The 20,161-nt window shown below is 43.8% G+C and carries 18 protein-coding genes and 1 pseudogene; 10 read left to right on the plus strand and 9 right to left on the minus strand.

All coding sequences use genetic code 11. The annotated features are described in order from the left end of the window. Window position 1: 1 nt before the first annotated feature. From EQO05_RS14835 to EQO05_RS14850, 4 genes are all read left to right on the plus strand, one after another. Window positions 2–82, plus strand: a complete 81-nt coding sequence (locus tag EQO05_RS14835; protein WP_255420870.1) for a hypothetical protein — start codon at window positions 2–4, stop codon at window positions 80–82. An 825-nt stretch (window positions 83–907) separates the two neighbouring features. Continuing rightward, window positions 908–1,498 carry a PepSY domain-containing protein gene (locus EQO05_RS14840; RefSeq protein ID WP_240664771.1) on the plus strand — a complete coding sequence of 197 codons (591 nt, stop codon included), beginning with the start codon at window positions 908–910 and terminating at the stop codon, window positions 1,496–1,498. Between the two features lie 798 nt (window positions 1,499–2,296). After that, window positions 2,297–3,910: a lysine--tRNA ligase gene (gene lysS, locus EQO05_RS14845; RefSeq protein ID WP_128507842.1), complete on the plus strand. Its 1,614-nt coding sequence runs from the start codon at window positions 2,297–2,299 to the stop codon at window positions 3,908–3,910. Between the two features lie 2 nt (window positions 3,911–3,912). Continuing rightward, window positions 3,913–4,593 (plus strand): bifunctional 2-polyprenyl-6-hydroxyphenol methylase/3-demethylubiquinol 3-O-methyltransferase UbiG, encoded by a 681-nt coding sequence (locus EQO05_RS14850; protein ID WP_128507844.1) that lies wholly within the window; start codon window positions 3,913–3,915, stop codon window positions 4,591–4,593. A gap of 115 nt (window positions 4,594–4,708) precedes the next feature. Here the strand turns inward: EQO05_RS14850 and EQO05_RS14855 are convergent, their stop codons facing one another. From EQO05_RS14855 to EQO05_RS14865, 3 genes are all read right to left on the minus strand, one after another. Further along, the gene (locus EQO05_RS14855) at window positions 4,709–4,966 is read right to left on the minus strand and encodes a pro-sigmaK processing inhibitor BofA family protein (RefSeq protein WP_128507846.1); all 258 of its coding nucleotides are present in this window, start codon (window positions 4,964–4,966) and stop codon (window positions 4,709–4,711) included. 146 nt (window positions 4,967–5,112) lie between these two features. After that, window positions 5,113–5,571, minus strand: a complete 459-nt coding sequence (locus EQO05_RS14860; protein WP_240664772.1) for a nucleoside 2-deoxyribosyltransferase — start codon at window positions 5,569–5,571, stop codon at window positions 5,113–5,115. Between the two features lie 42 nt (window positions 5,572–5,613). Then, a complete protein-coding gene (locus EQO05_RS14865) occupies window positions 5,614–8,151 on the minus strand; it encodes a DUF3656 domain-containing protein (RefSeq protein WP_128507849.1) in 2,538 nt (845 codons plus the stop codon). Between the two features lie 349 nt (window positions 8,152–8,500). On the opposite strand from EQO05_RS14865, the gene EQO05_RS14870 reads away from it, so the two are divergent. After that, window positions 8,501–9,355, plus strand: coding sequence for an NmrA family NAD(P)-binding protein (locus EQO05_RS14870; protein ID WP_128507851.1), 855 nt, complete (start codon window positions 8,501–8,503; stop codon window positions 9,353–9,355). 174 nt (window positions 9,356–9,529) lie between these two features. On the opposite strand, the gene EQO05_RS14875 is transcribed toward EQO05_RS14870, so the two are convergent. From EQO05_RS14875 to EQO05_RS14900, 6 genes and pseudogenes are all read right to left on the minus strand, one after another. Next, window positions 9,530–9,931: a hypothetical protein gene (locus tag EQO05_RS14875; protein WP_128507853.1), complete on the minus strand. Its 402-nt coding sequence runs from the start codon at window positions 9,929–9,931 to the stop codon at window positions 9,530–9,532. A 193-nt stretch (window positions 9,932–10,124) separates the two neighbouring features. Then, window positions 10,125–10,412 carry a MazG nucleotide pyrophosphohydrolase domain-containing protein gene (locus EQO05_RS14880; protein ID WP_128507855.1) on the minus strand — a complete coding sequence of 96 codons (288 nt, stop codon included), beginning with the start codon at window positions 10,410–10,412 and terminating at the stop codon, window positions 10,125–10,127. 94 nt (window positions 10,413–10,506) lie between these two features. Continuing rightward, a complete protein-coding gene (gene hisF, locus EQO05_RS14885; protein ID WP_128507857.1) occupies window positions 10,507–11,328 on the minus strand; it encodes an imidazole glycerol phosphate synthase subunit HisF in 822 nt (273 codons plus the stop codon). Between the two features lie 253 nt (window positions 11,329–11,581). Further along, a complete protein-coding gene (locus EQO05_RS14890; RefSeq protein ID WP_128507859.1) occupies window positions 11,582–12,046 on the minus strand; it encodes a bifunctional nuclease family protein in 465 nt (154 codons plus the stop codon). A gap of 102 nt (window positions 12,047–12,148) precedes the next feature. Next, window positions 12,149–12,793: pseudogene (locus EQO05_RS14895) on the minus strand (protein-L-isoaspartate O-methyltransferase). Between the two features lie 43 nt (window positions 12,794–12,836). Next, window positions 12,837–13,472, minus strand: a complete 636-nt coding sequence (locus EQO05_RS14900) for an HVO_0476 family zinc finger protein (RefSeq protein ID WP_128507861.1) — start codon at window positions 13,470–13,472, stop codon at window positions 12,837–12,839. Between the two features lie 169 nt (window positions 13,473–13,641). Here EQO05_RS14900 and EQO05_RS14905 point away from each other — a divergent pair, with 169 nt between their 5' ends. From EQO05_RS14905 to EQO05_RS14925, 5 genes are all read left to right on the plus strand, one after another. After that, on the plus strand, window positions 13,642–14,319 hold the full coding sequence (locus EQO05_RS14905; RefSeq protein WP_128507863.1) for a winged helix-turn-helix domain-containing protein/riboflavin kinase: 678 nt from the start codon (window positions 13,642–13,644) through the stop codon (window positions 14,317–14,319). Then, window positions 14,316–15,056, plus strand: a complete 741-nt coding sequence (gene ribB, locus EQO05_RS14910) for a 3,4-dihydroxy-2-butanone-4-phosphate synthase (protein ID WP_128507865.1) — start codon at window positions 14,316–14,318, stop codon at window positions 15,054–15,056. Before EQO05_RS14905 ends, ribB begins: the two co-directional genes overlap by 4 nt. Window positions 15,057–15,257: 201 nt before the next feature. After that, the gene (locus EQO05_RS14915) at window positions 15,258–16,154 is read left to right on the plus strand and encodes a cation diffusion facilitator family transporter (protein WP_128507867.1); all 897 of its coding nucleotides are present in this window, start codon (window positions 15,258–15,260) and stop codon (window positions 16,152–16,154) included. A 5-nt stretch (window positions 16,155–16,159) separates the two neighbouring features. Next, window positions 16,160–17,257, plus strand: coding sequence for a chorismate synthase (gene aroC / locus EQO05_RS14920; protein ID WP_128507869.1), 1,098 nt, complete (start codon window positions 16,160–16,162; stop codon window positions 17,255–17,257). Between the two features lie 291 nt (window positions 17,258–17,548). Next, window positions 17,549–20,116: a PAS domain S-box protein gene (locus EQO05_RS14925; protein WP_128507871.1), complete on the plus strand. Its 2,568-nt coding sequence runs from the start codon at window positions 17,549–17,551 to the stop codon at window positions 20,114–20,116. Window positions 20,117–20,161: the final 45 nt, after the last annotated feature.

Raw genomic sequence — 20,161 nt, forward strand, 5'->3', positions numbered from 1 at the left:
TATTGCTGCAAAGATGAATATCGAAAAACTGCTCGATATAAAGATAAACTCCTGCAACACCTTCAGAAGACAGATAGCGTAAGTAAAGAATTAAGGTAGCAGAGTGAATGTTCCTCCACAGCAGGGGGAACAAAATTCATAGTAAACAAACTGGACCTGCCAGAAAACAGCTATAAAATAGCTTAAAATCCCTTCGGCAGGTCCTAAAAGTTCGTTCTTGAAAAATAGCAACCACTTCCCCCTGCTGTTGTTCTATTTTTAAATTATTTCCTTATACAGCTGGCAAAACTTCAACTCTGTTTTACTTTGTAACCATTCCTGCATCCGGTACTATCCGTCACGAATTATAGTCTCTGAAGGTATTGAATTTATTTTTCTGGATGTTTGACTTATACGTTCCTAATGTATTTTCCGGTTAGATAATAAGTTACTGCCTGCTTCCTTAAAAAGTAGCTTACATCTTTTTGGCACTTACTTCTCAATTACGACCTATTCTATACCTATATATTAGTTGTTTTCTGTACTGCCCCGTAGCAGGATAAATAATTTTTATATTATGACAATAAGTGTAATTTATAACTGTTAATTTTATATATTTTTCTATATATAAGTAATAACGTGAAAAATAAAACATAAAAAGTTTTTAATTGAGAATTAAAAATAAATAGAGAATTGAGAGCAAACTGCTTCCAGTTGAAATAAATTTTTTTATACCTGTGTTTAGATCAAAGAAGTTTATCAATATGTTCAATCTGGTAAATAAAGTTAAATAAACTTCATACAAGGATCGTTTCTGAAAATACTGTATAAGTGGAAAGAAAGTGCAAAAAATTAAAATACTGTAACACAAAATAAAAAATATACAGAGGTATTTCATATGAAGAAACTCCTATTTGCAGTATTAATAATGAGTCTGTTAGCAATTAGTGTTACTGGCTGTACGTCTACAGAAAACGGGACATCCGACACTGCTGGCGAAGCAGTATCCCCTGAGAGGTCTGCACCCTCACCCGCAGATGAGACCTCTACCGGCATGGATGCTATCACTATGGAAGAAGCAAAGGAAATAGCTCTTGCTCATGCAGGACTTACAGAAGCGGATGTTACTTTTGTTAAAGCAGAGCTTGACACTGACAATGGTAGACAGGAGTATGAAATCGAATTTTATAGCGGTAACACAGAGTATGATTATGAAATTGATGCGTCTACCGGAGACATTTTAAGTTATGACTCTGATGTGGAAAACTATTCGACGTCAGGTAGTATAAAGTCAGGTGAGAGCAAAACCTATATTGGTGAAGAAAAAGCCAGATCCATAGCACTTGCAAAGGTTCCACGAGCAAAGGAATCCGATATTCGGCTTCATCTGGATTCAGAAGATGGAGTGACAGAATATGAAGGATCTGTTGTTTATGACAATGTGGAATATGAATTTGAAATTGATGCAGCTACTGGAAAAATTGTAAACTGGAGCTCTGAACCTCTTTTAAATGACTAATACCCTGGGGAAAGCTTAAACTATCCAACTATAAAAAAATAATCTCAGAACGCTTCAGGAACATACACGCCATTAAAATTTTGAATATTTAATAAGTTATTAATAGGGCTCACAACTGCCTGCTTTGCAGGCGGCCTTTGATTTTTGATATTTAGCCAGTCCTAGATTGAATCCTTTTTTCTTCAACATTATTAACCAGCATTGTTCTTTTTTCCTGAGTTTCGCAGTTGTTCACCTGCACCTTAATATTTTCCTCTGGATATCTTACATTTATATTGTTTTCGCCTAGCTTGTTCTATCATTTTTAATTTTTTATTTTATGCCCGGCCCATTTCGGAATATTTATATATTTATACGTGCTTTTAGTTATTAGCAAATCAAGTTTGCTTGATTTGCTTAGTAAAGTGCCATATTAAATCTCCGTAAATCTGCAGACTTCTGAATCTATTTGCCTTTGAACCTCCATTAATTTTTCTTTTTTTATTTTTCCTTTTTTATTTTTATATCTGGTTTTCTATCCTGCTATTTCGTTTCTTCCAAACAGTGCGAAGTAAAAACATACTCCGGTTCCTTGCCTTCCAGCCCAAGGTTTATTAGCTGATACGATAATAAAGAAGTGATTCAAGCACTTTGATCAAGACTTTTCTGAAAAGATTTGCGTAAACCGTTGCGCCGGTTTATCACGCTCCGGTTACACCGGTTTAGATAAAGCATTAGTTTTTGATCAAACTTTTTTTGAAAAAGTTTGCGATCAAGCCTTTAATCAAAAGGCTTATAGGCTTGTTTCTGGTGAGAAATATGGCTGACACAATTCACTGGGCAGACGTCATAACCGAAGACGTGTTAAAAAAAGGTGGCAAACATCTGGTTGCTACAGGCATCACTCCATCGGGGCACATTCATATAGGCAACATGAGAGAGGTTGTGACTGCTGATGCCGCTTACAGGGCTCTGATTGATAAAGGAGCGAATGCTGATTTTATTTATATTGCCGATAACTACGATCCCCTGCGCAAGGTCTACCCGTTCCTTCCCGAGAGTTATGCTGAACATGTGGGAAAACCGATATCCGAAATTCCCTGCCCCTGCGGAGATTGCGCAAACTATGCCGAGCATTTTCTGAAACCCTTCCTAGAAGCCCTCAGGCGCCTGGGCATCAATCCTCAGGTTTACAGGGCAGACGAGATGTACAGGACAGGCAAATATACAGAGGCAATAAAAACCGCCCTTTATAAAAGGGATGCCATTGCAAAAATTCTCGAAGAGGTTTCGGGAAAGACCGTAGCATCGGATTGGAGCCCTTTTAATCCCAGGTGTAAAGAATGCGGAAGGATTACAACTACAAAGGTTACGGGTTTTGATCTCGAAGCCGAGACCGTGGATTATGTCTGTGTATGCGGGCACTCTGGAACCGTGCCGATGGCAGGAGGAGGAAAACTCACCTGGCGCGTGGACTGGCCTGCTCGCTGGGCGGTTTTAGGGGTTACAGTCGAGCCTTTTGGAAAAGACCATGCCTCAAGGGGCGGCTCTTACGATACCGGAAAGAGGATAGTAAAAGAAATTTTCGCTCACGAACCCCCATATCCTATTGTCTATGAGTGGATAATGCTTGGAAAACAGGGGGCAATGTCTTCTTCCACAGGAGTTGTTGTCTCGATCTCGGATATGCTTGAGGTCGTGCCTCCTGAAGTCCTTCGTTACCTGATTATCCGTACAAAACCTGAAAAGCACATTCAGTTTGATCCTGGACAGCCTCTTCTCACCCTTGTAGATGAATACGAACGACTCAGGGCTCAGTTCAGGGATGATGATCCTTCGCTTGGGGCTTTTCAAAGGCGGGTTTATGAACTTTCCAGGGCTACAGGTATCTGCCAGTCTGAAGTTCCTTTCAAGCAGATGGTAACTATTTATCAGGTAGCAAGAGGAGATTTTGACCAGATATTGAAAATTGTAAGACGCTCAGGCTTTTCAATTGAGGATAAAAAATGTATAAAAGAACTTACAAAAAATGTTTCTAAGTGGCTTAAACTCTATGCCCCGCCTTTTGCTAAATTCAATGTAAAAGAAAAGGTGCCTGTGCAGGCTGCAACTCTATCCAGGCTTCAGAGAGCTTTTCTTTCAGCGTTTGCAGACTTTATTGAAGCCAGAGGGGAGATCAGTGGGGAAGAATACCATATGCTTGTCTATTCCGCAAAAGAAGAAGGCTCCGAACTGAACAGGCAGATTGCGGAAAAGTTGAATACTCCTGCTCCGCAGGCGGATCCTAGAGAGCTTTTCAAAGCAATTTACATCTCAATACTCGGGCAAAGTTCAGGTCCCAAAGCCGGCTGGTTCCTATCTTCCTTTGAAAAGGAATTTCTGGTAGAAAGGTTCAGAGAAGCTTCAACTTACAGCCCTGAAAAAAAAGGATAAATATGGATAAAACGGATGCTTACACCCTCGCAGGTCCGCAGGCAGGTTCTGCAAAAAATCACTTCCTTGCATGGGACAGGGAATATGCCCACCTGAAATGGGGCGGGCCTGCTCCTGTCCGTGATCTCCAGGCTCATCTCTTGCCCGGGTCCAGGGTGCTTGATGCAGGGTCAGGAAATGGCAGATACCTTGGGGAACTCACAAGGCATTATAACGCAGTTGGAGTTGACGTTTCTTTAACTGCACTTAAAGGTTCCAGATCTCAGCTTTCAAGGAGCGGCAGGTTTGCCGAGCACCTTGTAGCAAATGTTTCGGAGCTTCCTTTCAAAGCCCGGACTTTTGACGGAATTCTCTGTTACGGAGTACTTCAACACCTATTCAAAGAAGAAAGAGAGTCCTCGGTCAGAGAATTCCACCATATACTCAGGGAACGCGGGCTTGTCTTTTTTGAAGCCTTCGGCTGTGAAGATATGCGTTGCGGGGGAGAATCTTCAATCCCTTTTGAAAAGAGGACTTTTGCCAGGCAAAACGGAATAATTTATCATTATTTTACCAGAACGGAAGTCAGAGCGCTTTTCAGGGAATTTGAAGTTATCGAGCTGGAAGATATAATAAAAGAAAAGACTTTCAGGGGAGAAGCCTATAAAAGGCATCTGGTAAGAGGAATTTTCCGAAAGCCCTGAATTTATTCTTTCAGGGAATACTGAATTTTTCCTTTTCGGAAGCTTTAAGAAATTCTGGATTTATGTGCTCCCCAGTCGTATTCAGTCCTCTCAGCAATATTTTCCCTATTTACTGTTATACAAAGGCCATTTTCAGATAGTTTAACGCAACTATAGCAAGCGCTCCGAAAATGCCTCCTATTGCACAGATAAGGACTGCTACCCATGTGACCGCGATTTCAATCCCGAGCATAACTTTTGCCGCAAACAAAACTAAGACCCCAAGTACTGCATTTATTGCAAGGCTGGTTGCAGTCTTCAGGGCTTTATACAGGACGAAGGCCACTACAACTGCCAGAACCAGTACTAAAATTTCTATAATTTCAACTACCATGAGTCATAGATAGGGACTCAACTTATTTATAATTATCACTGAGTTTTATAATAAAGTTAGGGGCTATAAGAGCTTACACTTCAGGTTTGAGCAGTACGTCCAGTGGCTTTTATTTTGAAATGAAGGTTAATTCCGGGCTTTTGTCATTAGAGAGCCCGAATAAATTCAGTAATAATATTTTTGAGTGAAGTTTTATCTGAATAGGCTCTTGCCTCAAGTAAAGGGTCTGGATTTCCAAGTACCATTGCCGAAACTGCTGCATCAGGGCTGTAAAGGCAGAGCACGGGAGTTCGTCGGACAAGCGCCCGGCAGATTTCATAACCAACTCCTGTAGAAGGTACCGTAACCTCTGCAATCAGGGCATCGCTTTTTACAAGCAAACCCATATCCCTCGCATAAATTTCTTCTTCGGTCATTCTCATTTCTACCTTTTCCAGCTCAGGGTCGGCAACGTGCCAGGTAAGCACTTCTGCCCCCACCTCTTCCAGAGAATCAAACATAAATCTGTATATCTCAAGCAGTTGCCTTCCTCCGCGGATAGAGCCAGAAAGAAAAATTTTAGGGCTTTGTTTTTCAGAAACCGTTGTTTTATTCAGATTTTCCATATTCATTTCACTTTTTAACTCGTTTCTCCGGCAGTTCAGGCTTTACTGCACACCTCTGAAATAGTGTCCTGTGGTAAAGCCCTTTCCGAATTTCTCGCAGTTTTCCGTTCCATGTTTCCCGGTATCAAGATAAGTATCAATCGCATTCCTGTAGGCGCGGGTTATTCTTCTGATCTCCTCCGGATTTTCCATTCCCAGAGTCTCGACCCTTAGGCTTGAAATTCCACTTTCGAGGATTTCAGGAACGAATTCAAGCATACAGAGCGATCTTGAGTTAAGGAGGTGCATCCTGCATTCATTGTCCATGAGCAGGGGAAACTCGTAATTTTTCTCGTCTACCAGTGCAAACTTTCCTGACCTGCATGGGGCGTTGCACTGACCTTTACCATTCCCGAGCAGCCCGCCTGTAAGACAGTGCTCGGATTCCATCAATTCAAGGCGCCCGTAAACTATACACTCTGCAGGCCCGTAAGAAGCAATACTTTTCAATTCCTCAAGTGTCAGTTCCGGAGAAATTACAGCCATCTGAGCCCCTTCCTGCAATAGGAGGGCAAACGTATGGCTGTTAAAAACATTAAGAGGGCTATCCGAAATAAAAGGAATTCTTCCGGTTTTTGCGAGGTTCAGGGTTCCCAGATTTGAAACGAGTACACCGTCAGCTCTCATTTCTCGTACACGGGAGAAAGTTTTTTCCACAGGCCTCATTCGGGAGTCCTTCACAAGCTTTGGGGTAATTAAATAGATTTTCTTGCCTGCTTTTTGTGTTTTTAAAATCGCTTCCTTAAAAACAGTGTCATATCCCTGTTCAGAGCTCTCTTTTTGCCCTGATGCCTCTAGCCTCCTGAAAAGCCCTTCTCCGAAGTAGATCCGATCGGCTCCGCCTGCAAGCGCCCCTTCAAGCCCTTCAAGGGAATACACGGAAACCGACAGCATCGGGCGCACCGGGATATTTTCTCTAAAAGGCTTTCCTGCTTCCAGATCTGCCTTTATTCCGGATTCAAAGTGTGCAGTATCGAAAGGTTTTCGCTTCCACCTGGAAATCCGCAGGGTTTCAAGCTGCTCTATTGCTTTTGTCCTCAGTTCGTTCAATTGCCCGACCGGAATAAAGATATCCCCCTCTACAGTGACGTGAAGTTCAGCCGCCTCAAAAAGCGTATTTCCGAGTTTTGAAAGCTGTTTTTCAATTCTGTCCTTTGAGGTGGGCTGCTTTTCAGCTTTCTCAACCATATACCCGGATTCAATTCTCACTGTGTTTGAATCCCTGTCTTTTAACTCAAGCCTCACAGGCTTTCCAGATGCAATATCTGCCGTGATGAATACGGGAATTTTAGACCTCAGACTTCCGGATTCGCTTTCTTTTTTGAGGGAGTCCATAAGCTTTTTGTCATGCGTCCTGTATACCGTGCCTCCTGCCGGAGCCCTTGAATCGAAGGGAATCTCTACTGTATCTCCCGCTCCTGCACTGTATACCGGGCCTTTTCCGGAATACATTGAGGATATGATTTTTCCTTTATCTTCAGGCCTTGTTTCCGCATTTTCAACCATTATCCCATCTCCCAGGCGAAGAGGCTGTGAGAGTTTTACCCGGATGCGGTTTGAGCGCCTGTCATATGCCGTAACCGTGCCTGCCGGAATCCCACGGTTGTGAGGATTTTCCCTGCTCATGAGCTCCCAGCGCGGGTTTTCAAAAAAGTAGCCCTGAGTAAATCCCCTGTTAAAAAGCTGGGTGAGGGTTTCCTGCTCTTCTTCGGAAACGAAGTACCCTGCAGGGTTTTCGATATACCTGTCAATCAGGCGGCGGTAAATCCTGACAACGCCTGCTACATATTCCGGCCTTTTCATCCGCCCTTCGATTTTAAAAGATTCGATTCCGGATTCTATAAGGGCTCCAAGACCTGAGGTTGTATTAAGGTCTTTTGGGCTCAGGAGATAACTGCCAGTGGTTTTTATCGGTTTTCCTTCACAGTATAACCTGTATTTTTTGCGGCATGGCTGGGCACAGAATCCACGGTTTCCACTCCTTCCCCCAATAAGGCTGCTCAGAAGGCACTGACCGGAATAGGAAATGCAGAGAGCCCCATGTATGAAAACCTCGAGTTCACTCCCGGTTATCTCTTTAATCCGTTTTATCTCCTCAAGCGAGGATTCCCGTGCGAGCACAGCCCTCTTTATGCCTGATTTTTTTACAAATTCAACTCCCTCGCTGTTATGCAGGGTCATTTGCGTGCTCGCGTGCAGCGGAAGGTCAGGAAGATATTTTCCTGCCAGCGAGATCAAACCCAGATCCTGGACTATGACCGCATCAGTTCCCATTTCTCTCAGGCAGGAAAGCAGTTTAAGGGCGCTTTTCACTTCATCTTCCTTAAGTAATGTATTTACGGTTACGTATACTTTCACGCCCCTGAGGTGAGCATAATCAATGGCTTCTTCAAGTTCTTTCTCTGAAAAATTCGAGGCATACCCCCGAGCACTGAAAGCCCGGGTTCCAAGGTACACGGCATCAGCCCCGTTTTCTACGGCTGCAATAAAAGCTTCCATGCTGCCGGCAGGGGCAAGCAGTTCCGGTTTTTCAGGCTTCATCAGATGGGATTAGAGAGCCTGCCCTTAATTAAGCTTTGGCATCCTCTTCCGTTCCCCGGGGAGCCTGAAACTTAAGTTATAAGAGAGAATAGCAGCATTCAATTCCTATTATAGCAAGCTGAGAGGCTTTAAGAAGATATATCTGTGTATCTACAAAGCATTTCAATAAATTTCTTGCACGGAATAACCGGGAAATTGTGAAAACATTTTTTTGACTAAAAATAGGTATGTTTTTAAAACGGTGGCATCATCACTGGTGATACTAAATATAAGGATTATTCACACCTTCCGCTGGCAGGTCAATAGTACAAGGTTTAATTCAAGTTAGTTATACGGCTGGGATTATAAAATGGATATAATACTGGGTGCAACAGGACAAATAGGCTCAATGCTTGTTGATAATCTTTTAAAGAAAGGTCGTTCCGTAAGAGCTGTTGTTCGAAATGGTTCTAAAGCGGAGGGATTGAAAAGTAAGGGCGTTGAGGTTAGTATTGCAGATTACTTTGATGTAGAAACCTTAAAAAAGGCTTTTCAAGGGGGAAATTCAGCTTTTCTATTAACACCTGAAAATCCAGAATCTCAAAATTTTATAAACGAAACTAAAACGATTATAAACAATTATAGAGAGGCTATCTTATCATCTGGAATCACCAGAATTATTGGTTTATCTTCTAATGGAGCACAGCATGAATCCGGAACAGGTAATCTGATGGCATCTTACATGCTGGAACACGCATTCTCGGATCTTGAAATTGAACAGATTTTTGTTCGACCTTCTTATTATTTCAGTAATTGGCTTGGGTATTTGGAACTGGTTAAAGAACACGGGATATTGCCGACTTTTTTCCCACCTGAAATGGAGTTGCCTATGATTGCTCCACCCGATGTTGCGAAATTTATATCAGAGGTAATAATTTGTAAAACCCCACAGGAAAGAATATATGAGATAACCGGACCCCGCCCTTACAGTTCTTTAGATATAGCAAAAATATTTCGAGAGGTATTAAATAGAAATGTCACTTTACAGCAGGTGCTACCTGAAGAATGGGAAAGTACACTGGTACAGGCAGGGTTCTCAAAAGATGGAGCAAAAAATCTCATACTTATGACAAAAGCAGTTATTGAAGGAAAAACTAAAAATGAAACGGCTAACCCAATTTGTTTTTCTACAGATTTTAAAAGCTACTTAAAAAATATTATATAATCCGTTTTATTGATGACTGGTTGCAGATTACCGGGCGTTGCTGGATAAATTAGCAGAGCATTTTTTGCTCTGCTAAAAACATCACATTACAACCAGAAGTTCTGACATTGCCAATAGTAAAGGAGCTATGAATTAAAAGATTCAGGTAAAGCCCGGTAAGCGTTTCGTTCAGGTTTATGCCTTTGGTCCTATTATCCAATTCACAGTCCGTGCGGCTTTCTCATCTATTGTAGCTTCACAGAGCATCTTTCCGTCACGCATGTGGCATTCACAGGAGTAACTGAGTTTGTCTGTTTTTCCAATGTACCTGAAGTGTATCTTGCAATATCCTTCCGTACATCCCATCCCGTACTTGACCCAACCCTCAATGTCCACTCCGCCTTCGCAGCTTCCTTCACATGCAACGAGCCCAAAGCTTTTTTCCTCATAAGATTCGATTTTAGATGGGGCTCTCTGGCCTTTTTTAAACATCCCTTTCTCAATTTTCTCAGCCTGCAGTACAAGATCCTCGCCAGTGTTGTTAAGTATCTTAATCTGCACACCCTCAAGGAGTTCTATAGTTTCGACTTCTGACATTTGTATTCCCCCGATAAATGAAGAATCCAGATAAGAATTCCGTATAAGATATTGACTCTAATAAATAAAAAAGTATCTCAAAATATATGGAAGTAAATGTAGAAAAGATCTCCAGATGAAGACCGGTATAATATAAATTTTGAAAAAAGAAGCCTTATTTTCAGGCTTCGCGAGTAAGATATGTTTATAGCGTTTAATCCGTACAGATGCAGGGTTTCTGTTTGCAGGTAGGGCATATGCCAGGGTACTTCTTAAGGAAAGCTTCTTCGAGGTTCACGCCGTAGAGATTGGCTAATGCCCCAATCCAGGCGAAACAGTCTGCAAGCTCCTCCTCTATATTTTCAGGCTTTTCCCTGCGGATGGCTTCGGCAAGTTCTCCAACTTCCTCAACCAGCCAGAGCATAGTAGCCTTACCTCCTCTTTTCCTGTCATTATGCGCATAGAGTTCATACATCAGTTTCTGAAATTCTGAGATCTCCATTATTCGCCCCCACTCCCTTACTTAGTTTAGAGATATTTAGCGCCGCAATGTAATCTTGCTTATTTCTCTGCCTTTTACTTCCTTTTCCTGAATTTTAAAGCCTTACAGGAATTTCCCGCTCCTTAAGATACTCTTTAACTTCCTTAATGGTATATTCCCTGAAATGGAAAATGCTTGCTGCAAGGGCGGCATCGGCTTTTCCGATTGAAAATCCTTCATAGATATGCTGAGGGTTTCCGACTCCTCCTGAAGCTATAATCGGGATGTCGAGCTCTTCGGAGAGTTTTTTTGTAATTGGCAGGTCATAGCCGGCACATGTTCCGTCCCGGTCCATACTTGTAAGCAGGATTTCCCCGGAACCAAGTTCCTCTGCCTTTCTTGCCCATTGAACAGCATCGATTCCTGTAGCTTCCCTGCCGCCATAGATTACCACTTCATACCAGGCAGGCGTTCCGTCCTCAAGTTCCAGGATAGTTTTGTCGGGATTGTTCTTTATATCGGGATTTCGCCTGCAGTCAATCGCAGTAACAATGCATTGAGCTCCGAATATATCCGAGGACTCTTTGATGAAATCAGGATTCTTGACCGCAGAGGTGTTGACCGAGACTTTATCTGCTCCGGCCCTGAGAATCTGGCGAATCGCATCGATGGAATTTATTCCCCCTCCAATTGTGAGAGGGATAAAAACCTCATCTGCAGTCCTTTCGATCACATCGATCATGGTTTCCCTGCCGTGAGCAGAAGCTGTGATGTCCAGAAAAACAAGCTCGTCTGCGCCCTCTTCATTGTAGCGCTTGGCGAGTTCTACAGGGTCTCCTGCCTCTTTCAGGTCCACGAACTCAACACCCTTAACAACGCAGCCGCCTGCTCTGTCAAGAGTCACATCAAGGCATGGTATTATTCTTTTGGTGAGCATCTATGGGATAATAAATTTAACTGTTATTAAAAGCTTATTGAAATTAAGCCAATATCAGCTATCGGATAGCAAATCCTAAAAGAAGATTAGGTTACTTTGTTAAAGGAGGGACATGCTAAATGTGTTATAAAAAATCCGAAAAGAGGCTTCTCACAGACCGGAAACTCAGGCCAAGCTGAGGTAAGCGGGTTTTACAGGCTCAGGTGAGGTGCTCAGTTAAAAGGTTCAGGGAAAACTCATTCGCCCAAATAACCTAACCGAAAATATTTATCACACGGGCGCCTTCAAGCCTTGACATCTCGACTTCGGAGCCTTCAAGCACTTTTTTCCGAACCTTTATCGAGGCTCCAACACGCAGAGCAAGGGCAATACAGTCGCTTGGCCTTGCGTCAAATTGCATAACACTGTTGTCCTTTCTTATCAGGAGCCGGGCGTAATAGATCTTGTCCACTTTTTCATCGATTAGTACGCCCTCGATCTTTATATCCAGCCTGTCGAAGATATTTACCATAAGGTCATGAGCCATAGGTCTTGGCGGAGAAATGTTCTTAATCACATTTCCTATTGAAAGAGCTTCGAGATGTCCTATATATATAGGGAGCATATTCCCCTGCGTATCTTCAAGAAGCACCACAGGTGTCGGATCCGTAAAAACATCGACTATATAGACATCCTTAACTCGAATTTCCTCAAAGTCCTCATAGATGTCGATGTCCATGCTCAGTAGATGATTTTACACTTATTAATACCTTATTTAATTTTTTTAAATTTATTAAAAAAGATACTTAATTCGGGTCAGGCTTTCCTTCTTACAGGAACCTCATAATTCCATGCTTTTTCGGAAACCGTATTTGCCAATCAGGGGCACAAAAGCAACTCCCCCTTTCCTCTTTATATGAATATTGCCTTTGCTGTCCTTTATTACTTTATAAAGCTCCTGGGAATCGAGCCCCACAGGAATGACCAGTATGCCTTCAGGCTTCAACTGTTCCAGTAAAGGCTCAGGGATATCGGGAGCTGCACATGTTACAGTTATCCTGTCATAGGGTGCACACTAAGAATACCCCATTGATCCGTCATCGAGTACAACTGTAATATTTTTGTATCCTATATTTCTAAGGTTCTCCCTTGCAAAATTCGCAAGGGCGTCTAAACGTTCAACCGTGTACACATGCCCGGTTTCTCCCACGAGCTCCCCCATAACAGCAGCATTATATCCCGAACCAGTCCCTACTTCCAGAACTTTGTGTCCTTCCGAAAGTTCAAGAAGTTCACACATAATCGCAACCATATGCGGGGCAGATATTGTCTGCCCGTGGCCGATATCAAGCGGTCTGTCTATGTAAGCTGCTTTTTTCTCGTATTCCGGTACAAACTTATGCCTTGGGACACGGAGCAAAGCCTCGCGTACATGTTCTTCCAGCTGCAGGTAAGCCTCGAGATTATCTACGAGGCGCCTGCGCATTGCTTCGAATATTTCTTCTTCTCTTTCTCTCTTATTCTTCTCTTCACCACGGCCCTCTTCGGAAAACACGTTGATCCGAACCTTCCCCTTTCTTTCTCGCGAAAATCCTTTTTACGTATTTTGCAAGCACAACATCGCCTTTTCTGGATCGGAACACACCGTCCCTTACCTTAATTTTCGTGATGAAAAGGCGTTTATTCCCCACTTTTTCTTCGGTTCCTACAACAAATTCATAATCGCCAGGCACGCGTTTTTCAATTACTTCGGTTTTTTCAGTCCCCGACTGCGCGGAAAACTTTACAGTAATTTCATCAATGGCTCTACCCCAGATTGTTTCAGTATCTCCTGCCCTGGCAATCTGGACTCGCTTTCCTCCTGCGTCAAGGGCGGTGATCAGGATAGGCACCACTACTCCTGTTTCCTCATCATCTACAACCAGCTCGTCGTCTACCTGAAGAACAGTCTCGGAATCCAGTTCAATTTTGTAAGTGTTTGAGATATCCATTTTGCTGACAATCACTCTTAAACTGACGGATTTTGGGGTTTTGATTTTCGTTGCATGCACCTGTCCGCATTCAAGACAGCGAACAAGCGGGCTCTGCCCCTCTTTCAGAACCTCATGCCCTACCTCTTCATCCGGGGAACATGAGGGGCATTCAACTTCAATTTCTCTTGTCATGGTCTGATCACTAGATTGATTCAAAATACTAAATACTTAACTTCTCCGGTGATGATTTTCTTGAAGATGCGTCGGGTGGAGCTTGCTATCAAAAGTTTTATTATAACGGAATGCGTAGTTTAACATCTCATTATTGAGATGCAACTCAAAATTAAGATAGGTGGTGACAGTGCCTGACATTGAACACCTTAAAAAACTTGCACTTATAGGGGCAGTAAACAAAACTATCAAGGTCTCATCGAGTGAGTTTCAAAAGCATACTGGGGCAAGCTCCAAAACCGCAGCAAGAAAGCTAAAGCAGCTGGAAGAGGAGGGGCTGATCGAAAGGAAGATAGTCCCCGGCGGCCAGTTGATAAAAATGACAGAAAAAGGAATTGAAGTTCTTAAAAGCGAATATATCGAGTACAGCAGGATCTTTTCTCAGGGATCCGAAACTCTGGAGCTTGAAGGGAAGGTACTGAAGGGGCTCGGCGAAGGACAGTACTATGTAAATATACCCGGATACCGTAAGCAGTTTGAGGAAAAACTGCATTTCGTACCCTTCCCCGGCACTCTGAACGTGCAGCTCTCCGAGAACAGTTCGGCTCTTCGGAATCTTTTAAGAGAAGCGCCGGCTGTCCGGGTAGAGGGATTCAATGACGGAGAGCGCACATTCGGAGGGGGAAAGTGTTATCCGGTTATTGTTGGCGGAATCGAGGCTGCTGTAGTCGCCCCTGAAAGGACGCATTATCCGTCGGATCTGGTTGAGATTATTGCACCTGTAAAACTAAGGGATGCTCTGGAATTGAACGACGGAGATAAAGTTGTGATACAGGTAAAAAAACAGGGTATGGAGAACCAAAAATGAGCGGAAGTACGGTTTACGATTGTCTGAAGTATAGAAATGAGAATATCAACCGGGCGCTGGAAGCCTTGAGAGCCGGAAAAATGATCCAGATCTACGATTCGGACTCCAGAGAAGGAGAAACCGACCTCGTAATTCCGGCGAAAGCGGTCACTTTCAAAGATGTAAAATGGATGAGAAAGGACGCAGGCGGCCTCATCTGTGTAGCAGTGGACCCAGTGGCTTCAAAGCAGCTCAGGCTGCCTTTTATGGCCGAGCTCGTCCGGGAAGCAAGTAAAGCCAGTGATGTGCTTGGGGAAATCGTAGAAAAGGAGGGCGACCTTAAATACGATTCTCATTCTTCCTTTTCTCTCTGGGTCAATCACAGGGAGACCAGAACCGGTATTCCTGATAACGAAAGAGCCCTGACTATCCGAAAAATAGGGGAAATTACGGAAAAGAAGCTGTCAGGGGATATAATCCATTTCGGAGACGAATTCCGAACCCCCGGCCACGTCGCGCTGCTCAGGGCTGCCGGCGGGCTTCTGGATGAGCGCAAAGGGCAGACCGAACTTTCAGTTGCCCTTGCCCGTATGGCAGGAATTACCCCTGCAATGGTAGTTTGCGAGATGCTGGATGATTATAATGGGAAAGCACTCTCCAAAGAAGACTCAAAAGAATACGGTAAACAACACGATCTTATATTTCTGGAAGGGCAGGAAATAGTGGAAGCTTATATGACATGGACAGGTTCGGAATAAGAATCCTTTTTTCTTCCGCTTTTTAATTTTATTTCTACCTCTTCCCCTGATTTTTCCCCTATTTTTTAAACCGCAGAATTTTATATAAAGATAGGTCAGTATATAATTGATAGTTTCCTGGCAGTTCCCAGCTTAATTAATTCTCTTTTGCCCGCCGCCCATTTACGGTTTCTTACAGTCCGATGTAAGGGGGTCAGATCTATGCTACAGAAATTTAAAAAAGTACAGCAAATTCTTATCTATGTATTATTTCTGAACCTTACAGTCGCATTTGCTAAAATAGTTTACGGAAACCTGACCAGCACATTAAGCATGGTTGCGGACGGCTACCATTCTCTTTTTGATGGAGTTTCCAATATTATAGGACTGGCAGGAAGCCTTATCGCAGCCCGTCCGCCTGACGTCGACCACCCGTACGGGCATCGGAAATATGAGACTATAGCGTCTATTTTTATCGCCCTGCTACTGATTTTTGTAGGTGTTGAGATCTTCAGGGACGCTCTTAACCGTTTTCTTATAGATAGCGCACCACAGGTCACAGCCATAAGTTTTCTCGTAATCCTCAGCACAATGTGTATTAATTATCTGGTAACACGATATGAGCATAAACAGGGCGAGTTGCTGAGAAGCCAGGTGCTTATAGCAGATTCCATGCACACAAAAAGTGATATTTATGTCTCCCTGTCAGTGTTAGTAAGCCTGGTTGCTGTAAAACTCGGTTTTCCACTCATGGACCCTTTAATAGCCGTAGTAATATCTTTTCTGATCCTGAGAGCCGGATACAGGATTATTAAAGAGGGCTCAAGAGCTCTTCTGGATATGTCCAGAATTGAAGAGAAGGAGATTTGTGACCTTGTTCTGAGTATTGAAGGCGTAAAAGGCTGCCATAAAATCCGAACTCGCGGGAGCATGGGGGATATCAAGGTCGATATGCACCTGCTTGTTCAGCCGAATATGCCGCTTGAGGAGGCACATCTTATCGCCCACAGGGTGAGCAAGAAGCTGAAGGGAGAGTATAAAGACGTTTCTGACGTTGTCGTGCATCTTGAGCCTTCCATTCAGCAACCCCAAGAATCAAATAGCAAAAAAACCAGTTAAGATGCATGGCTGGAAACGTTTTGGGGCAGATGTTTCGGATTACAACCTGGGGCGAATCCCACGGCAGAGCTGTAGGTGTTGTAGTAGACGGAGTGCCTGCAGGGCTTTCTTTCTCCGAGGCTGACATCCAGAAAGAACTGGACAGGAGGCGTCCGGGGCAGAGTGAGGTTTCCACTCCCCGGCGCGAGGCTGATAGGGTGGAGATCCTCTCTGGAATATTTGAAGGAATGAGCACAGGCACTCCTGTTTCCATGCTTGTCTGGAACTCGGATGCCATATCTTCGGCTTATGATGCAATAAAGGATACTCCCAGGCCCGGACACGCCGATTTTACCTATATGGCCCGTTACGGAATGCGGGACCACCGCGGGGGAGGCAGGTCTTCAGCCCGGGAAACAATAGGCAGGGTCGCAGGCGGAGCCCTTGCAAAACTCCTGCTCTCCAGATTCGGAATCCGAATTGCCGGGCATGTGCTTGAACTCGGAACTATCCGGGCAAAACCTCTTCCTTTTGAAGAAGTCTTGAAAAATGTAGAAAAGACTCCTGTGCGATGTGCTGACCTTGAGGCTGCCGGAAAAATGCTTGAGAAAGTCGCAGCCCTGCGGCAGGAAGGTGACAGCGCTGGAGGCATTGTCGAACTTATAATTAAAGGTGTGCCTGCCGGTCTCGGAGAGCCTGTTTTCGACCGGCTGGATGCTGACCTTGCAAAGGCCCTTATGAGCATTCCTGCCGTCAAAGGCTTTGAAATCGGAGCCGGATTTGAGGCTGCCCGTCTGCTTGGAAGTCAAATGAACGACCCTTTCCGGATAGAGGGAGGAAAAATAACCTCTCCGAGCAATAACGCCGGCGGGATTCTCGGAGGAATTTCGACAGGCCTGGATATTGTCTGCAGGGCTGCCGTAAAGCCAACCCCGTCCATAGGAAAACTTCAGCAAACGGTCGACTTCAAGACTCTAGAAAATACTGAGATCGCAATTAAAGGCAGGCATGATCCGACAATTCCCCCGCGTATGGTGCCGGTTGCCGAAGCTATGGTTGCCCTTGTGCTTGCCGATCATATGCTCAGAAGCGGCTTTATTAATCCAAGGACTTTGCTGGAATAAAAGGACAGGGTTCAATAATACATGCAAATCGGACAGTAATTGTAGGCTCAATAAAACAAATATAAATAACAAAATAAATGAAAAAGAATTAATATTTATCTGTCATATGACTGACATAGAATTGTGAGCTATTATCTCCCGCCAATGAGGTTTTTGATTTTTCTAATATCGGTCTGTACATGATTTTTTTAAGTGAAAGTATAATATATGAGCACGGGAAGGCAAGACCAGACACTATAAAGATAACGAAATTTTTGCCTTATTATATCTCAATTAGGGGAAAGTTTTGGGATGAGAGAAAGCCTGAGAAAATCTGGCATTAATATAATAGGAGATATACCCTGGGGAACGCACTTCTGCCAGTTCTACCAGACAAAAGAAGATTTAATGGACATACTGGTCCCTTACTTCAAAGCAGGGCTGGAAAGTAACGAGCTTTGCGTGTGGATCACATCACGCCCTCTGGAAGTAGAAGAAGCGAAGGAAGCCATGAAAAAGGCTGTTCCTGATATTGATTTCTATCTGGAGAAAGGGCAAATGGAAATTATCCCTTACATTCATGGGTATATAAAGGAAGGTGTTTTCGATCCGGATAGAGTCATGAATGACTGGATTGAAAAAATCGATCAGGTTATGGCAAGCGGCTATGATGGATTGAGGGCTTCGGGGGATAATCGCTGGCTGGAAAAAGAGGGCTGGGATGATTTTGTTGACTATGAGAAAAAAGTGGATGCTTTTGTTGACAAACACCATGTGATAGCCTTATGCCCATATTATCTCGATATGTGCAACCCAGCCGAGATTATTGATGTAATCTCCAACCATGAATTTGCTTTGATCAAAAAGAAAGGAAAATGGGAGCAGATAGAAAATTCCGGAAGGAAGAGGGCAGAAAAGGAAGCTACTGAGGCTGCAAAAAGCTGGAAATCTACATTTGATGCTGTACCAGACCTTATAGCCATAATAGACAATGAATACCGGATTGTTCGTGCAAACAGAGCCATGGCAGCAAGGCTGGGAGTGACACAGGAGGAGTGCGTAGGGTTAACCTGCCATTGTGCCATACATGGAACGGACAAGCCTCATTCTTTTTGCCCGCACCGGCAATTGCTTAAGGACGGGGCTGAGCACACCACAGAGGTTTGCGAAGATTATCTTGGTGGGTATTTCGGGGTAAGCACCACGCTGCTACATGATTCGGAAGGAAAACTCATTGGAAGTGTTTATGTCGCCCGTGATATCAACGAACTCAAACAAGAAGAGCACAGGATATGCAGATACAACAGTATTCTTGAGGGAATTAACTGGATTTTCAGCAATGTAATGCAGGCAAAAACAGAAGAAGAACTGGGAAACGCATGCCTATCTGTGGCCCTGGAAATCACTGGCAGCCAGTTTGGTTTCATAAATGAGATGGGTGCCGACGGGCTGCTGCACGATATTGCAAAAAGCGAGCTTGGGTGGGAGCAGTGCCTTATGTATGATAAAACTGGGCATCGTTGTCCCCCGAACGATTATATTGTCCATGGCCTGTATAGCAGCGTGATTAAGAACGCAAAAAGCTTCTTCACCAATGATCCACTGTCACATCCCGACAGTATTGGTCTTCCGAACGGACATCCGCCTATCACATCGTTTCTTGGCGTACCCCTTATCCAGGACGGGAAAACAGTGGGCTTGATCGCAGTCGCAAATCGCGAAAAAGGCTATAGCTGCGAGCAACAGGAAGATCTTGAAGCTATAGCTCCGGCAGTAACGCAGGCTCTCCAGAGGAAAAAGGAAGAGCAGGAGCGGGAACAGGCCGAGAGAGCGCTGATGGAAAGCGATGAGCGGTTTCGCTCAGTTCTCGAGAACTCGCTCGATTCGGCGTACCGCATAAACCTGCAGAACAAACGCTTCGATTATATGAGCCCGGTCATAGAGCGGATTACAGGCTTCTCTGTTAAGGACATAGATGCATCAGGCAGCAATGGTCTTCTTGACCATATTCACCCTGATGACCGCCCACGGGTCACTGTGGAAATTGTCCGGTCACTGGAGGAAGGTTTTGGGGCACACGAATATCGCTTTAAATGCAAGGATGGAAAATACCGCTGGTTAGCCGATCATTTTTCGATCATCAAAGATAAAACTGGCATGGCATGCTTCAGAGCAGGAATCGTCCGCGATATTACCGGACGCAAAAAGGCTGAGGAAACTATCAGGTTATCAAATATTTATAACCGCAGTCTCATTGAAGCCAGTCTGGATCCTCTGGTAACTATTGGACATGACGGTAAGATTACGGATGTGAATGGTGCTACAGAGCAGGTTACCGGATATTTAAGAGATGAGTTGATCGGAACGGATTTTTCCGATTACTTTACCGAGCCTGAGAAAGCCCATGAAGGTTATCAGAAGGTCTTCACAGATGGCACAGTCTGGAATTATCCTCTGGAGATTCAACATAAGGATGGACACATAACTCCTGTTTTGTACAATGCTTCAGTTTACAAAAACGAAACCGGTACAGTTATAGGGGTTTTTGCTGCAGCACGTGATATCACCGAGCGTAAAAAAGCAGAAGAGAAGATTCAGATCCTGGCAAATGCTGTGGAATCTTCAGAAGATGCAATTATAACCAAGTCTCTTGACGGTACTATTACTAGCTGGAATAAGGGAGCAGAAAAGGTCTATGGCTATCCGGCTGAAGAGGTTCTGGGAAAAAACATATCAATGCTTGAGCCAGATGATCTGAAAGGACAAATAAAACACTTTTCTGAAAAGATTAAACATGGAGAAAGAATCCAGCACTATGAGACTTTAAGGTTAAAAAAGGAAGGTACAAAAATCAAATTGCGGGCGGCCACCCCACCCTAAAGGATGGGGTATGCTTCGGGCCGCCCGCCCGGTTGTTCTGGTAGT

It is taken from the genome of Methanosarcina sp. MSH10X1 (genome assembly GCF_004099695.1).
Lineage (GTDB): Archaea > Halobacteriota > Methanosarcinia > Methanosarcinales > Methanosarcinaceae > Methanosarcina.

Excerpts from the sequence above, each read along its gene's own strand:
- EQO05_RS14840 (WP_240664771.1), top strand. The coding sequence starts at position 908 with ATGAGTCTGTTAGCAATTAGTGTTACTGGCTGTACGTCTACAGAAAAC.
- lysS (WP_128507842.1), top strand. The coding sequence starts at position 2,297 with ATGGCTGACACAATTCACTGGGCAGACGTCATAACCGAAGACGTGTTA.
- EQO05_RS14850 (WP_128507844.1), top strand. The coding sequence starts at position 3,913 with ATGGATAAAACGGATGCTTACACCCTCGCAGGTCCGCAGGCAGGTTCT.
- EQO05_RS14855 (WP_128507846.1), bottom strand. The coding sequence starts at position 4,966 with ATGGTAGTTGAAATTATAGAAATTTTAGTACTGGTTCTGGCAGTTGTA.
- EQO05_RS14860 (WP_240664772.1), bottom strand. The coding sequence starts at position 5,571 with ATGGAAAATCTGAATAAAACAACGGTTTCTGAAAAACAAAGCCCTAAA.
- EQO05_RS14865 (WP_128507849.1), bottom strand. The coding sequence starts at position 8,151 with ATGAAGCCTGAAAAACCGGAACTGCTTGCCCCTGCCGGCAGCATGGAA.
- EQO05_RS14870 (WP_128507851.1), top strand. The coding sequence starts at position 8,501 with ATGGATATAATACTGGGTGCAACAGGACAAATAGGCTCAATGCTTGTT.
- EQO05_RS14875 (WP_128507853.1), bottom strand. The coding sequence starts at position 9,931 with ATGTCAGAAGTCGAAACTATAGAACTCCTTGAGGGTGTGCAGATTAAG.
- EQO05_RS14880 (WP_128507855.1), bottom strand. The coding sequence starts at position 10,412 with ATGGAGATCTCAGAATTTCAGAAACTGATGTATGAACTCTATGCGCAT.
- hisF (WP_128507857.1), bottom strand. The coding sequence starts at position 11,328 with ATGCTCACCAAAAGAATAATACCATGCCTTGATGTGACTCTTGACAGA.
- EQO05_RS14890 (WP_128507859.1), bottom strand. The coding sequence starts at position 12,046 with ATGGACATCGACATCTATGAGGACTTTGAGGAAATTCGAGTTAAGGAT.
- EQO05_RS14900 (WP_128507861.1), bottom strand. The coding sequence starts at position 13,472 with ATGACAAGAGAAATTGAAGTTGAATGCCCCTCATGTTCCCCGGATGAA.
- ribB (WP_128507865.1), top strand. The coding sequence starts at position 14,316 with ATGAGCGGAAGTACGGTTTACGATTGTCTGAAGTATAGAAATGAGAAT.
- EQO05_RS14915 (WP_128507867.1), top strand. The coding sequence starts at position 15,258 with ATGCTACAGAAATTTAAAAAAGTACAGCAAATTCTTATCTATGTATTA.
- aroC (WP_128507869.1), top strand. The coding sequence starts at position 16,160 with ATGGCTGGAAACGTTTTGGGGCAGATGTTTCGGATTACAACCTGGGGC.
- EQO05_RS14925 (WP_128507871.1), top strand. The coding sequence starts at position 17,549 with ATGAGAGAAAGCCTGAGAAAATCTGGCATTAATATAATAGGAGATATA.